The following is a 13,065-nucleotide window of genomic DNA, read 5'->3' as shown; positions in this document are numbered from 1 at the left end:
GCACCTACACTGTTGGCACGGTACCGCCGTCGATGACGTATTCGGTGCCGGTTATCGTCGCAGCCCGGTCGGAAGCCAGGAAGGCGATGAGGTTCGCGATCTCGGCCGGTTTCGAGGGGCGGCCGATGGGAATGCCGCCGAGCGCATCCATGATGATCTGCTTGCCGCCCTCGTAATCGGTGCCCGCCTCCAGCGCCAACCGTTCGGCCAGCCGGACCGAAGCCTCGGTTTCGATCCAGCCCGGTGAGACGCGGACAACCCGCACTCCCTTCGGCGAGACCTCCCTGGCAAGGCTCTTGCTGTAGGTGGACAGCGCGGCCTTGACGGCCGCATAGCCGGTGGTGGCCTCGGGCAGCGGCATGACGCGCTGGATCGAGGTGACATGGATCACCACGCCACTACCCCGCGCAACCATCGCCGGCACCAGTTCGCGGTCGAGCCGGACGGCGGGAAAGAGATTGAGGTCCAGCTCCTTCTGCCATTCCTCTTCCGTCAGGGCTGCGAAGCCGCCGCCGGGGGCAGAGGAGCCGCCCAGCATATGCACGATGACATCGATCCCGCCCATCCGGCTGCGCACGGCCCCGGCGACAGTCTGGCAGCCATGAAGCGTGGTCAGGTCAGCGGTGACAAAGATGTTCTCGGGCGTGGTCTCCGGCCGTGAGCGGGCGGTGGTGAGCACCTGTGCGCCGAGTTCGCGGAACAGGGCGACCGTGGCCGCGCCGGCGCCCTGCGTGCCCGCAGTGATCAGGGCGCGCTTGCCCGCCAGCGTCAGGAAGCCGGTCATCAGCGGATCTCCAGATCCATGATCCTGCCGCCATCCAGACCGAAGGTGAAGGTCAGCGTCACGGGGCTGCCGGGAAAGTCTCCGCGGACCCGGGCGTAGACCACGCTCTTCCCCTCCGCCTCGAGCAGGTCGAACGGCTCGGCGGTATGGCGGTATTTCGCCTTGGCGGCCTGCCACCAGCGGCGGATCGCTTCGGGACCCCGGTGGGTCTCCCCCTCGTCATCGACGACGGCATCGACGGCGAAGACCGTGGCGAAAGCCTCCGCATCATTGCGCGCATCGGCTTCAAAGTAAGTTCTGATCGGCGCGGGAAGATCCATCTGCAGCTCCTTTCCTGTCTTGCGGAAGGAATTTAGCCCTCGACCATTGTCTGCATAAGTGGGACAAACCTGCATGAGAAAATGACAGGATCGGGATAATGCAGCGCATCGGGCTGACGGATCTGGAGGCCGTTCTGGCCATCGCGCGCCGGGGATCGTTCCGAACGGCGGCGATCGAACTCGACATGTCCACGACCGCGCTGTCCCACACCATCGCGCGGCTGGAGACGGGCCTCGGCGTGCGGCTTTTCAACCGCACCACCCGCAGCGTCGCGCTGACCGATGCCGGGCAGCAGTTCGTGGAACAGGTCGGCCCGGCGCTGTCCGAAATCCGCGGCGCGATGGAAACCGCCCGCTCGCAGCGCGAAACGCCGTCGGGCCTCTTGCGCATCAACGCTTCGACCCTGGCGGGGCGCGAGATCATTTCGCCGCTCGTGCTGGAATTTCTGCGCCGCTATCCCGAGATGCAGGTCGATCTGGTGACCGAGGATCGGCTTGTCGATATCGTGGCCGAAGGCTTCGATCTGGGGGTCCGGGTTGCCGATCTGGTCCCCAGCGACATGATCGCGCTCTCGCTGGGCCGTCCGCAGCGCTATGCCGTCGTCGCCTCGCCCGGCTATGTCGCGGCCCGGCCGAAACCGCTTGTCCCGACCGATCTCCTGTCCCATGACTGCATCCGCGTGCGTTTGCCCAATGGTGCGCTCTACCGCTGGCATTTCGAGCGGCAGGGCGAGTCGATGCAGATCGACGTCAGGGGTCGACTGACGCTGGACGAGGCCGGCATCGCCCGCGCCGCCGTGCTGGAAGGCACCGGCATCGGCTTCTTTATCGAACAGGACGTGCTGGAGGAAATCGCCGCCGGCCGCCTGATCCGGATGCTGGAGGACTGGACCCCGCCGCGCCCCGGCTTCAGCCTCTATTACCCCGGGCGGCGAAACCCCTCGGCGGGGCTGAAAGCCTTCCTTGCGCTGGCCCGCGAGATCGCAGCACAGCGGGCACACAAAGCCTGACGAGGCGCAAGGTGGTGGTTGGCATCCCGATGATCGCCATCGTCACCAATCCGCTCAACTCATTCTCCACCGCGAAGGTAACGGTGGTGGACAACCCCGGCGGACCGGACCTGCGCATCACCGTCAAGGACAGGCAGGAAGTGAAACGCTACGAGACAAGCGGCAACATCGGCGATGGCCAGGGAGCTTGCCATGATCGCCATCACGGTATCGATCGCCTTTCCGCTCACCGGCCTTGGCGTCGTCCTGTTCGCCATCATCGACTATCTGCTCCCACCGATAAGGCTAGGCATCGCGGACCAACATGCGCCGAGTCGCTTGCGGTTGTGAGGCTGCCATGCCTATTCGGGCAGCCGTCCGAACACGACGTAATTGTCGAACTGCTGCCAGATCGTTCCCGTCTCCACGAACCCCGCGTGGCGCAATGCCGCCACATGGAAATCCACGGAACAGTCTTCGCCGCTCCTCGCGCGTTTCAGAGGGCGGGAGGCAAAGAAGGCGTCACGTTGCTCCTTGAGCGCCGCTAGGCGCGGAATTTTTGCCGCACGCTCCCACCAGCCTGCCCAGTCATCCTCACCATGCGTAACGGCTTCGTGCTCGACCTGCTGGCGGATCGTCTTCGCAATCCCTGCGAGGGTCGGCCACCGGATGTCGAAGCGCATGTGATCGCCATTCATCACAATCCCGCCCGGCTTGAGCAGTTCGCCCGCCGCGCCGTAAAACTCAGCCAGATCGCCGGGAGACAGCCAATGCAGCGCGGTGGTTGATACCAGCGCCGACGGCTTGTCCGCGTTCATGGATTTGACCGCGTCGAGAACCTGTTCGTCCCATGCGGCGCCGGAAAGATCGGTCTCCACAACCCGTGCCCTGTCGCTGTCCGACGCCAGCGAAACTCGGGCCATTTCGAGCAGCATGACGTCCGCGTCAATGGCGACTACCCTGGCGGCGGGAAACCGGTCCAGCAGGCGGCGGCTCAGCGAACCGGGACCGCAAGCGGCGTCGATCACGGTGAACGCTTCGCCGAAAACCGATTCCAGAACCTGGAACATGACCTCGAAGCGCTCTTCACGCTGCTTGATATAACCCTCCTGCTGGCGATCCCAACGGGCGAGCAACGTCAATATCTCATCGTCATTGACCATTCCGGCTTTCCTTCAACCCGATTTCCCACTTGCTGCATCTGCCCTGCTCGTTGCCAGCCGAAGGCAAGAATACCTTGCTCAAGAATGCCTTGCTCAAGACGCAAGCGCCAGTCACGAATCGACATCGCCTGAATGAGATTGTGAATTGCCGTCACGGCTTTCTTCATTGTTTCTCTCGTGCCCCAACAGCGGGATGAGCGGGCTGGATGTCATCCAGCCAAAATACCTCGAAGGGGTTCCCCTGCGTGGCCTTGTATCGGAAGATCGCGCTCGCCAAAGGCCCGATGGCATTCTGGACGGGGCGTGGCACTGCTTTCGCTGCTGCCGGACGTGGGAAGCCGTCATGGCCGGATCTCGATTGCGTCTTCGAGCTTCACGCGTTCGAAATCCGAGATGAGGATGTCGACGCGGACGGACCATTTGCCGGGTAGCGGCAGGTTGAGACCGTCGACGCGCCAGTTACTCTCGTCTTCTCTCGTCGCCGGCCGCCTGATCGGCTCGACACCGGCAGCCGGATTCGACAGCACGAGCGTCACTTCCTTGGCCGCCAGCGGCCCGAAATCGCCGGTCATGGTCATGATCGAAGCGTTGACCGGACCGACGTGGCCCGGCGTGATCGTCACCTCGGCCATCGCCTTGTCCCTGTGAATATGGACGTAAGCCGGAGCCGCGGCAGCCTCGATCAGCGCACGCGGCGGCGATGTAAAGCGCCAGACGGCGGCGACGGCGAAGATCGCCACGACCAGCACGAGCTCCAGGCGGATCGAGCGGCGCAGCCGGAGGATTGCCCGGCGGTCCCCCCGCGCGCTCGGCTCCGTGAGCCACAAGCGGTTGAACGCCGCGAGCAGGAACAGTGCAGCCAGAAGAACGAGCTTGATGAGCAGGACTTGCCCATACGCTGTCGTCCACAGTGCATCGAAGCGATGGAGCTGGACCAAGGCAAGCAGACTCCCTGCGGCAACGAGCGGCACGATCGCGACAGGGATTACTCGCGAAAAGCGAAGCAGGACGATCCGGGCGTCGGAAGCCCGCCGGGCGAAAGCGGCGCCGAAAGCCGATCCAAGGGGTAGGAGCGATCCGGCCCAGAAAGCGATGCCCACCGCGTGCAGGAAGACGGCGGGCCGGGTCAGCCATTGCGGATGGGCGGTGCTCGCGTGGCCGCTCGTGGCCAGGGCGAGGCCAATAGCGACGAGGGCGAGAAGCGATAGCACCTTCGCCAAGATTCCGTCCGATCGCAGCGACACCAGGCCGGCGACAAGGGCCGCAGCCGCGGTCACCACCGTCGCGCCATAAGAGGTCGAGAGGCCCGTGGTCCACACCAGCCGTTGTGTCAGATCCAGCAATGAAAGACCGAGAGCGTCGACGCCCTGCAGGCCGATCGACAGCAAGGCCGCCGTGAGACCGGCCAGAATGGTCGATGCCGCCACGAGCGAGGTCAGCCGGGATCGCCCGCCGACCCAGCATGTAAAGAAGGTGCCGCCGACGCCGACGAACAGACCGACGTAGAGGACGACCTTCGTCAGCCAGAGGCCGACCCGGACCGGCCAGTCGACTGCCTCGACCGGAGCATGTCCACCTCCGGTGCTGGGAGCGCCGACAGAGAACACCACCGAGCCGCCGACCGGATGGCCGTCCTCGGAGATGACCCGCCAGCTCAGCACATGGGTCCCGTTGGCGAGCCCGGTCGGCGCCTCGATGTCGAGCGTGGCGTCGCGAAGCACGAAACGCTGGAGTGCGATGCTCGTACCATCCGGCTGCACCAGCTTGAGCACGAGTGGCGAGGTCGGCTCGTTAAAAGTCAGAGCGAAGGAGCTGGGAGCCGTCGCGACGACCGATCCGTCCGCGGGATCCGCGTTGACAAGCGAGGCATGGGCAAGCGCGTTTCCGACGCAGACGGACGAACAGGCAGCGACGACGACCGTGGCCAGGATGATGGATCTCGCCCAATGCCGGATTGCCGCCGTGAGACATTCGGTATTCATGCAAAACACCCCCGCACACCCCCCTTGCCTACCCCTTTGCCGGGAGTGGCAGGCGCGCCTTTCAAACGCGCCTGCCCGGGGCATCACTTCTTCGGAAGCAGCTTCACGCCGGGTGCCGGCGTCTCGTAGTCGTCCAAGCTCTTGCCGGCCTCCGGGATCTCGATCCAGCGTTCGGCCGCACCGTCCGCGCATTCCTGCACGACCGGGAAGTAGAGGATGGTATCGGGCTCAAGATCGCCCGTCAGATAGACGCGGGCGACGAACTCCTCATATTCGTCATCGGGGAGATTGCCGCCGCCCCAGGAGATTTCCTTCACGCCCTCGCTCGTCGGGGTGCCGTAGTAGTCATAGGACTTCTCGTACTTTCCCCGGACCTTCTCCAGCGTCCACCCGGCCTTCGGCTGCGGCTTCACGGCGATGACGCCTTCGGGAATCTGCACCCGGACCTTCAGCGTCGGCTTGCCTTCGCAGCCGTGAGGCACGCGGAAGATCGCCTTATAGGTCGAGGCGACCGGCGCCTCTTTGGTTTCCAGGGTGACATGAGCGACAGCTCCGGTCGCGCCAATGACAATGAGAGCAGTTGCAGGGACGAGGGTTTTGAGAATGGTCATCTGACATATCCTTTTGTTGCCGAAGTGCGCGCCCGGCTCTGCCACGGCCTTGCACCTGGCCTTGTTCATGGAAGTCATGGTTCATGGAGGTCATGGGTTTCGATCACGCAGCCGCCCGCTTCAGGCGCCGCCATGAATGCGGGCCTGAAGCCTTGGCTGTAGATTCTCGGGATTCCTGGATGTTCATGCGCGCATGGAATAGTGCCGACGCACTTTCATGCCCGGACACGAATCCGCCTGCCGATCTTCAGCAATGCCGACAGCGGACTACGGATCAGTCATGGCGAGAACCTGCGCCGACCCGGTCCAGGCCCGAGATCGCGAAACGGATCAGACGCTCACAGGTGGGGCACGGGGATTGCCGGGTAAGCCTTCCCGGCCTGACGCACGGGCCTCCGGCGCGGGACGCAGGACCGCGTCCTCCTGCGGAACAAACGCAACCGGAACCGCGGTATAGTCCGGAACCGACAAGATGGCATGCGCGAACGCGCAGCATCCGACGGCGCAGTGGTCCGGCATAAGCCCGCTTTTCGACGGATCTGCGCCATCGGGCAAGGCTTCAACACCGTGAGAGGTGCAGATAACGGTGCCGAATGCATCAAGCCGGGAGGGGGCCGCACTCGCGCCGATCGCGAATGCACCGAGGAGCGACTGAATGACAAGCGCATAGGCCGCGACAACCGCAACCCATGATCTTGTTTCTCGTCGCTTCGCGCTCAAACCGCAACCCGCCCTTTTCGTAACGAGTAAACCTATCATCTGGGCACATATGCGAAAAGGCGGAAACTCTGCATGCGGCAAAGTGGCTTCGACAGCCTGCTGAGGTTCCGCGCCCCGCCTGTTAGAGCGCGTTTCGATTAAATGATTCCATTTAATCGAAAACAATTCGATCAAAATCAAAGAGTTAGATTATTTCTCCGATTCAGCGAAACGGAGAAATAATCTAATTCATATCCGTTCGTGTTCACGCTGATTGTCATCGCAGCAAAAAAGGCGTGGCCGCTTCTTGCAGAACATCCATTGGCCATCCATATACCATCCATACGGATGGAGATAAGTGATGAGCAACAATGTTCACAGATTGCGCGACAAGGGCGGCGAGTCCGAGAAGGTCACCATCAATCTCGGCTACGTCGATCTCGGCCGTGTCGACCTTCTGGTGCAGGAGGGGTTTTATTCCAACCGCACCGACTTCATCCGCACGGCGATCCGCAACCAGCTCGCCGCGCATGCCGAGACCGTCGCGCAATCGATTGACAGGCATACGCTGGAACTGGGGCTACGCGACTACAGCCGGGCGGATCTGGAAGCGGTGAAGGCCGCCGGTGAAAAACTCCACATCAAGGTGGTGGGCCTTGCGCGCATCGCCTCCGACGTCACACCCGAACTCGCGCTCGCGACGATCGCGTCCATCACCGTGCTCGGCGCGCTTCAGGCCAGCGCGGAACTGAAATCAGCGCTGGCCGACCGCATCCGATAGTCCCATCCGGCAATCCATTGTCCGCTCAAGGCGGACAATGCGTCAGCAAACCGGCATACTTCGCAAGGAACAGATCCATGAACAATGATTTTGCCGCGGCCATGCGCCGGGCGGCGCTCTCCGTGCGCGCCACGAACCTCACCGAGGCCACCCGCATGATCCGGAACGCACTTGCCGGGCGGCCGCTTCCGGATGAGTGCGCTCCGGCCGACCCGGAGCTTACGCCTCCACCGAAGCGTCAGCCACCCTTCCCGATCGATCCGGACGCCGAGATCATCGCGCCTTCCGCACTATCGCAAGCCGCGCCCGAGGGATCCGCCACCGCATCGCCGAGGCTGCGCAGGCCCTTGGGAGAGGCCTTGCGGATCCTGCGCGAGGGGCGCCTGACGGCGGTCGGCTCTTACGGCGCACCCGGCATTGACTTAACGGGAACCCGTTTGCCCGGCATGGCGAAACCGACCCCGGAAATAGCCGTTCCGGAAGGGGCGCAATTCCTGGCGCGTTCCTTCACCTGCGCGGCCGGCACGCGACGCTACAGGCTCTACATTCCCGCCAGTGCGCCGGACCGGCCGCACGGCCTCTTGGTCATGCTTCATGGCTGCAAGCAGGATCCCGGGGATTTCGCCGCCGGCACCGGCATGAACACCGTAGCCGAGACGCACGGTCTGCTGGTGGCCTATCCCGGCCAGGCGGGAACGGACAATGCGTCGTCCTGCTGGAACTGGTTCCGGCCCACCGACCAGGTACGGGACGCGGGAGAACCGGCGATCATCGCCGGGATCACCGGGGAGATCATGGCTGAGTTCGGCCTTGACCGCAGCCGTGTCTTCGTGGCGGGCCTGTCGGCGGGCGGTGCGATGGCGGCGATCATGGGCGAGACCTATCCCGATCTCTTCGCAGCTGCCGGAATCCATTCCGGGCTGGCCTGCGGGGCGGCCAACGACGTCCTGTCGGCCTTTTCCGCCATGCGCGGGGAAGCCGGTATTGTGCCCCTTACAAGATCACGTGCCCCCGCCGAAGGGTCTCCGGTACGCACCATCGTCTTCCAGGGCGGGGCGGACCGGACGGTCCATCCCTCGAACGCCGAGCGGATCGTCACGCAGGTCAGCCCGCCCGGCGCCCGGAATACTGTCCGGCGGGAATCCGCCCGCGCGCCGGGCGGGCGAACCTATACGAGGACGATCGTCACCGACGCGGCCGGAACGCCGATCGTGGAATACTGGCTGATCGACGGCGCCGGGCATGCCTGGTCCGGCGGTCAGGCCGGCGGATCCTATACCGATCCGCCAGGGCCGGATGCATCGCATGAAATGGTGCGCTTCTTTCTGGATCAACAGTGATTGTGCAAGTGGCTGACGCCCCCGGGGACCAACGGTTTGCAGCGGATGGGGATTCCCGCTGTCGCTCCGTCGGCAGTGCGATCATAGAGCCGAAGCGGCCCGTCGAGAACCGCAGCGGGTTGCCGGACGATGACAAGTCCGAGCCCGCTGCTCCCGGTCTCGTGATACGGGCTTCCTCCGGACAGAAAAAGGGGCTGTATCGCAGCTTCCAGCCAGTCGTCCGGAACGCTCGATGTCCCCCTCCCTTTCGCGGCCCGGGACAATGGCCGCGACAGGACCCCCAGCGGTAATGGATGACGCGGCCATGACCCCAGTGTCTCCTCCCCCCAGCCGGCGGGCATGCGGCAGCTGGGTTTCCACCTCTCTTCCCCTATCCCGTCCTCTCCTTGTCTATAAGCGATCGGAGCGCTATCTATGCTCCCAATGATCTCATTGGGAGCATATCGATGGCCGGAAACCTCCATGTCCGCAATCTGGACGATGACCTGATCGCGAAGCTGAAGATACGCGCCGCGCGCCATGGCCGCTCGGCGGAGGCCGAGCATCGCGAGATCCTGCGCCAGGCCCTTGCAAGTGAAGTCGGGCCCGATTTTGACGGTCTCGCGGCCGAGCTTCGGAAACTGACCGCGTCGCGCAAGCAGACGCCCTCTGAAGTGCTTCTGCGCGAAGGCCGAGACGAGCGCTGATGGAGACTCTCGTTGTCGACGCCAGCATCGCGATCAAGTGGGTCGTGGAGGAAGAAGGGACCGAAGCTGCTGTCGATCTGCGAACACGTTTCCGGTTTGCAGCGCCGGAGTTGCTTATCCCGGAATGCGCGAACATCCTTTGGAAGAAAGTCCAACGCGGCGAGCTTACCCGCGACGAGACCGTCCTGGCGGCAGGGCTGATCGAGCGCTCCGGTATCGACTTTCTCCCCATGACGGGACTGCTCGAACAGACAACGAGTCTTGCGATCGAGCTTTCGCATCCGGCCTATGACTGCGCCTATCTGACGGCCGCGCTCCGGAGCGGATCGAGATTCGTGACCGCGGATACGCGCCTTCTGCACATTATTGCCGAGCGCGGATCAAGTGAAATCGCCAGCCTGTGTGTTTCGCTTTCGGACCTGCAGCACGGCGCGCACTAGGCGCGGACCTGTGTGTCCAGTTGCCCGTTCCAGTCGCTGGCGCAGTCGGGTCATCCCTTCCCCGTTCTCATTCTGTTTCGTATCAGCGGGGTTCTAGCCGTGACTGCACCGGGGCAGGTGGGAGGGCGAATGGCCGTCGGCGTCAAACGCACCCCCCACCAACGCAGCCGCCAGTGGATAATGCCGACTTTTGCCCGATCCCTGCACGAGCGTAAGGATCGTCCGTCTCGAATCGGACCGCCTCAGCCCGATCACGCGACGTGCTTTCGCTGCGCAGGAAAGATGGCACGATTGCAGACATTGTCGTACGGTCCGTCCTGCACACGAACAGCGCCGACATCATTGCGACGACATTGGTCGAGGGGCCCATGGCCGGGCCTGTCCAGCAGCTTCCGGTGAACGACGAGCTCGTGGCCGGAAGCCTCATTCGCATTCTGCCCGACTACGAAGTGAGGCCGACAGAGGCGTTTTTCGCTTATCCTCCAGTCCGGTTCATGCACCCGGTCGTACGCGCCGTCACCGATTTCGCGATTCCCGCCCCTGCGGGCCCTCGACGGGACAGATATGAGCAACGGGGAGATCGACGAATGAGCAGCAAGGTTTTGGTGATCGGAGGCACCCGCTTCATTGGCGCGTACGTCGTGCGGCGTCTTCACGAAGCGGGCGCCGACGTGACGGTTTTTCATCGGGGGAGAAGCAATAACCCGATCCTGCCGGACGTCGCGCACTTTCTGGACCCGGGAGCGGAGTATCCCATAACGACGTTGCCTGCCCGCCTGCTTCGCGATTGGGATATCGTGATCCACATGGTCGCAATGGGCGAGGCCGATGCAGAAGCCGCCGCCCGCTCTTTTACAGGGCGCGCCAGGCGCCTCGTTCTCATTTCGAGCTGCGACGTCTACCGGGCCTATGGTCGATTGATGAAAGCGGAGCCGGGGCCGGTCGAGGCGGTGCCCCTGCGGGAAGATGCCCCGCTGCGTTCGGTGCTTTATCCCTATCGCGGCATGGAAGCGCAGCTGGGCGCATACGCCCATGACTACGACAAGATCCTGGCCGAGCGCACCGTGCAGGGCACGCCCGGCCTCGACTGGACAATCCTGCGCCTGCCCAAGGTCTACGGGCCGGAAGACAATGGCGATCTTTCGACCGTCTATGGCTTCGCGGCCGTGCCCGAGTGGCGTTGGACCCATGGGCATGTCGAGAACGTCGCAGCCGCGATCGTGACGGCCGCATTCCATCCGGAAGTGCACAACGCGGTGTTCAATGTTGGAGAAGAAATCACGCCGACCATGGGCGAGCGGTTGGGGTCATTACCGGCCCGACGGGATCCGTTGCCTGTTCCCCCGCCGTTCGATTACAGCCACCATCTTGTCCTCGACACCAGGAAAATCCGTACCGCGCTTGGCTATGCCGATGTCGTTGATGAGAGGGTGGCTATGACCGAGCTTGCCGTTGCTAGTGCATCACCGCGTACATCCGGGGATATACTGGACCAATGACCGACATCGACAAGGACTTTCTCTCTTCGCAGTTCGCACGCCGTTTTGACGCTATTGAACTAGTCGTTGGTGGAGTTAACCGGACCTACTGGGTTCGGGAAGGCACGACTGTATTCTACCTGCGGCTCTATCGCCAATCGGGGCGACCTCTCCCGCAGATCATCGCGGAAACCAGCCTGCTGATGCGCTTTCCTGACAGCGCACCTGTAGGTGTCAGCCGACCCACTGCTAAGGTTGATGGAACCTGCATCATCGAGATGGTATGGAATAGTGAAAAGCGACACGCTTGCCTTTTCGAGAGCACCGAAGGCGCGCAGATCGAATTTAACCCCGCCCATATGGAACGGTTTGGAGCTTCTATCGCAAATCTGCATTTGGCCATGCCAGCCATTGTTGACGGCGAGGTCCGAGAGCTCGACCCGGTTGCGCTTGTCCGCGACGCATTGCATGCGTTGCAACGTGTACCTCAGAGCAAAGAGGTCATGGATGTGATCGAGCGTAGATACCTTCCATCCCTGGTTCAGCTCGACCTGCGCGCCCTGCCGGTTGGCATGTGCCACGGCGATGCCTGGACCGGAAATGCCCGCCTTCAAGATGACAGGACTGTCTTCTTCGATTTCGACGATTTTGAGCGTGGCCCTCTTGTTCTCGATCTGAGCACCGCCCTGTGGCATTTCGCACACGAGGTAAGCCCAGAAAACGATGCCATGGTGGAAGCATTGATCACTGGGTATCGGCAGGTGCGTCCGCTATCCGGACCTGAGCGGAATGCTCTCGATCTTTTCATAAGGCTAAATGAGGTTCGCTCGCTGCTCTTCCTCGCGCGCTACTGTGCATTGTCCGACGAAGTTTGGAGCAAAACATTTGAGAGAGCGATAACGGTGCTCTCTCAGTCGCAGATCTCCCCCAGACTGTCCTAGAAGGCGGCGGGCCCGGGATTTTATCGGCACTCGCCATTGAGCGATGCGGATTTTCCCGGAATTTCCGTTCATCGGCGTTTTGGGCTGCATGTGGCCCAATCGAGTGCCTTCAAGCCGCTTTTGTAGATCTGGAGGCGGGATTTTCACTGATCAGGCCCTCACGGCGGCGATCAGGCCCTGCACGCCGACAAGGGTGATGGCCCTTTTGATATTGTAGGCCAGCGCCGTCAGGCTGAATTCGCCGCGCACGTTGTCGAGCCCGCGCATCAGGAAAGCGCCCTGGTTCATCCACTGCTTGATGGTTCCGAAGGGATGCTCGACGTTCTCGCGCCACCGGTCGAGGATCTCGGGCCGGGCGTCGAGACGGGCGGCCATGCGGTCAAGGATTGCCTTGTTCTCCAGACGCGAGACCCTGCGATAGAGATTGCCGGTGCAGCGCGGCTTGAGGGCGCATCCCTTGCAGGCGGCGCGGTCGCAATACTCGATCTTCTTGTTGTCCCGTAACTTGCCCTCATAGCGCGGAAAAAGCTTCGCCCCGGCGGGGCAGATATAGACGTCCTCGTTCGCATCGTAGCGGAACAATTCCTTGGCGAAATACCCCTGGTTCACCGCCAATCCACGGATCGGCTGCGGCACATAGGCGGTGATGCCAGCGGCCTCGCAGGCCTCTATGTCCTCGATCTTGAAGTAACCGCGGTCGGCGACAGCCTCAATCTTCTCGACACCGAGCGTATCCATCGCCGCCTCCACCGTAGGGGCCAGAAGGCCGAGGTCGATCACCTGGTTGCACACCTCCTGCTCGGCGATCAGTTTGTGCTTGGTATCCACGGCGAGCTGGACGTTGTAGCCGA

The 13,065-nt window shown here is 63.0% G+C and carries 16 protein-coding genes; 8 read left to right on the top strand and 8 right to left on the bottom strand.

Annotation, left to right across the window (positions count from 1 at the left end):
• Positions 1–4: 4 nt before the first annotated feature.
• Positions 5–784, bottom strand: coding sequence for an SDR family oxidoreductase (locus ACUSIJ_RS27590; RefSeq protein ID WP_449311629.1), 780 nt, complete (start codon positions 782–784; stop codon positions 5–7).
• Positions 784–1,104, bottom strand: a complete 321-nt coding sequence (locus ACUSIJ_RS27585) for a nuclear transport factor 2 family protein (protein WP_449311628.1) — start codon at positions 1,102–1,104, stop codon at positions 784–786. Before ACUSIJ_RS27585 ends, ACUSIJ_RS27590 begins: the two co-directional genes overlap by 1 nt.
• A 98-nt stretch (positions 1,105–1,202) precedes the next feature.
• Between ACUSIJ_RS27585 and ACUSIJ_RS27580 the strand changes: the two genes are divergently transcribed.
• Together ACUSIJ_RS27580 and ACUSIJ_RS27575 are read left to right on the top strand one after the other, a co-directional pair.
• Positions 1,203–2,114: a LysR family transcriptional regulator gene (locus ACUSIJ_RS27580; RefSeq protein ID WP_449311627.1), complete on the top strand. Its 912-nt coding sequence runs from the start codon at positions 1,203–1,205 to the stop codon at positions 2,112–2,114.
• A 192-nt stretch (positions 2,115–2,306) separates the two neighbouring features.
• Positions 2,307–2,444 carry a hypothetical protein gene (locus tag ACUSIJ_RS27575; protein WP_449311626.1) on the top strand — a complete coding sequence of 46 codons (138 nt, stop codon included), beginning with the start codon at positions 2,307–2,309 and terminating at the stop codon, positions 2,442–2,444.
• A gap of 11 nt (positions 2,445–2,455) precedes the next feature.
• Here the strand turns inward: ACUSIJ_RS27575 and ACUSIJ_RS27570 are convergent, their stop codons facing one another.
• From ACUSIJ_RS27570 to ACUSIJ_RS27550, 5 genes are all read right to left on the bottom strand, one after another.
• Entirely contained in the window at positions 2,456–3,256 is an 801-nt protein-coding gene (locus ACUSIJ_RS27570; RefSeq protein WP_449311625.1) for a class I SAM-dependent methyltransferase, read from the bottom strand.
• On the bottom strand, positions 3,232–3,423 hold the full coding sequence (locus ACUSIJ_RS27565; protein ID WP_449311624.1) for a hypothetical protein: 192 nt from the start codon (positions 3,421–3,423) through the stop codon (positions 3,232–3,234). Before ACUSIJ_RS27565 ends, ACUSIJ_RS27570 begins: the two co-directional genes overlap by 25 nt.
• A gap of 174 nt (positions 3,424–3,597) precedes the next feature.
• A complete protein-coding gene (locus ACUSIJ_RS27560) occupies positions 3,598–5,238 on the bottom strand; it encodes a copper resistance CopC/CopD family protein (RefSeq protein WP_449311623.1) in 1,641 nt (546 codons plus the stop codon).
• 83 nt (positions 5,239–5,321) lie between these two features.
• Entirely contained in the window at positions 5,322–5,843 is a 522-nt protein-coding gene (locus ACUSIJ_RS27555) for a YcnI family copper-binding membrane protein (RefSeq protein WP_449311644.1), read from the bottom strand.
• 336 nt (positions 5,844–6,179) lie between these two features.
• The gene (locus ACUSIJ_RS27550; protein ID WP_449311643.1) at positions 6,180–6,608 is read right to left on the bottom strand and encodes a DUF2946 family protein; all 429 of its coding nucleotides are present in this window, start codon (positions 6,606–6,608) and stop codon (positions 6,180–6,182) included.
• 301 nt (positions 6,609–6,909) lie between these two features.
• Here ACUSIJ_RS27550 and ACUSIJ_RS27545 point away from each other — a divergent pair, with 301 nt between their 5' ends.
• The 6 genes from ACUSIJ_RS27545 to ACUSIJ_RS27520 all read left to right on the top strand — a co-directional run bounded on the left by ACUSIJ_RS27545 (position 6,910) and on the right by ACUSIJ_RS27520 (position 12,214).
• Positions 6,910–7,329, top strand: a complete 420-nt coding sequence (locus tag ACUSIJ_RS27545) for a CopG family transcriptional regulator (RefSeq protein ID WP_449311622.1) — start codon at positions 6,910–6,912, stop codon at positions 7,327–7,329.
• 77 nt (positions 7,330–7,406) lie between these two features.
• Positions 7,407–8,669 (top strand): extracellular catalytic domain type 1 short-chain-length polyhydroxyalkanoate depolymerase, encoded by a 1,263-nt coding sequence (locus ACUSIJ_RS27540; RefSeq protein WP_449311621.1) that lies wholly within the window; start codon positions 7,407–7,409, stop codon positions 8,667–8,669.
• A gap of 446 nt (positions 8,670–9,115) precedes the next feature.
• Positions 9,116–9,355, top strand: a complete 240-nt coding sequence (locus ACUSIJ_RS27535; protein WP_449311620.1) for a FitA-like ribbon-helix-helix domain-containing protein — start codon at positions 9,116–9,118, stop codon at positions 9,353–9,355.
• Positions 9,355–9,795: a type II toxin-antitoxin system VapC family toxin gene (locus ACUSIJ_RS27530; RefSeq protein ID WP_449311619.1), complete on the top strand. Its 441-nt coding sequence runs from the start codon at positions 9,355–9,357 to the stop codon at positions 9,793–9,795. Before ACUSIJ_RS27535 ends, ACUSIJ_RS27530 begins: the two co-directional genes overlap by 1 nt.
• Positions 9,796–10,382: 587 nt before the next feature.
• Positions 10,383–11,294: an NAD-dependent epimerase/dehydratase family protein gene (locus tag ACUSIJ_RS27525; RefSeq protein WP_449311618.1), complete on the top strand. Its 912-nt coding sequence runs from the start codon at positions 10,383–10,385 to the stop codon at positions 11,292–11,294.
• Positions 11,291–12,214, top strand: coding sequence for a phosphotransferase enzyme family protein (locus ACUSIJ_RS27520; protein WP_449311617.1), 924 nt, complete (start codon positions 11,291–11,293; stop codon positions 12,212–12,214). Before ACUSIJ_RS27525 ends, ACUSIJ_RS27520 begins: the two co-directional genes overlap by 4 nt.
• Before the next feature lie 150 nt (positions 12,215–12,364).
• Here ACUSIJ_RS27520 and ACUSIJ_RS27515 read toward each other — a convergent pair.
• On the bottom strand, positions 12,365–13,065 hold a 701-nt coding region (locus ACUSIJ_RS27515; protein WP_449311616.1), incomplete at its 5' end, for a transposase.

The sequence above is a fragment of the Pseudochelatococcus sp. B33 genome, assembly GCF_053570585.1.
This window is presented reverse-complemented; position numbering and strand designations above follow the sequence as displayed.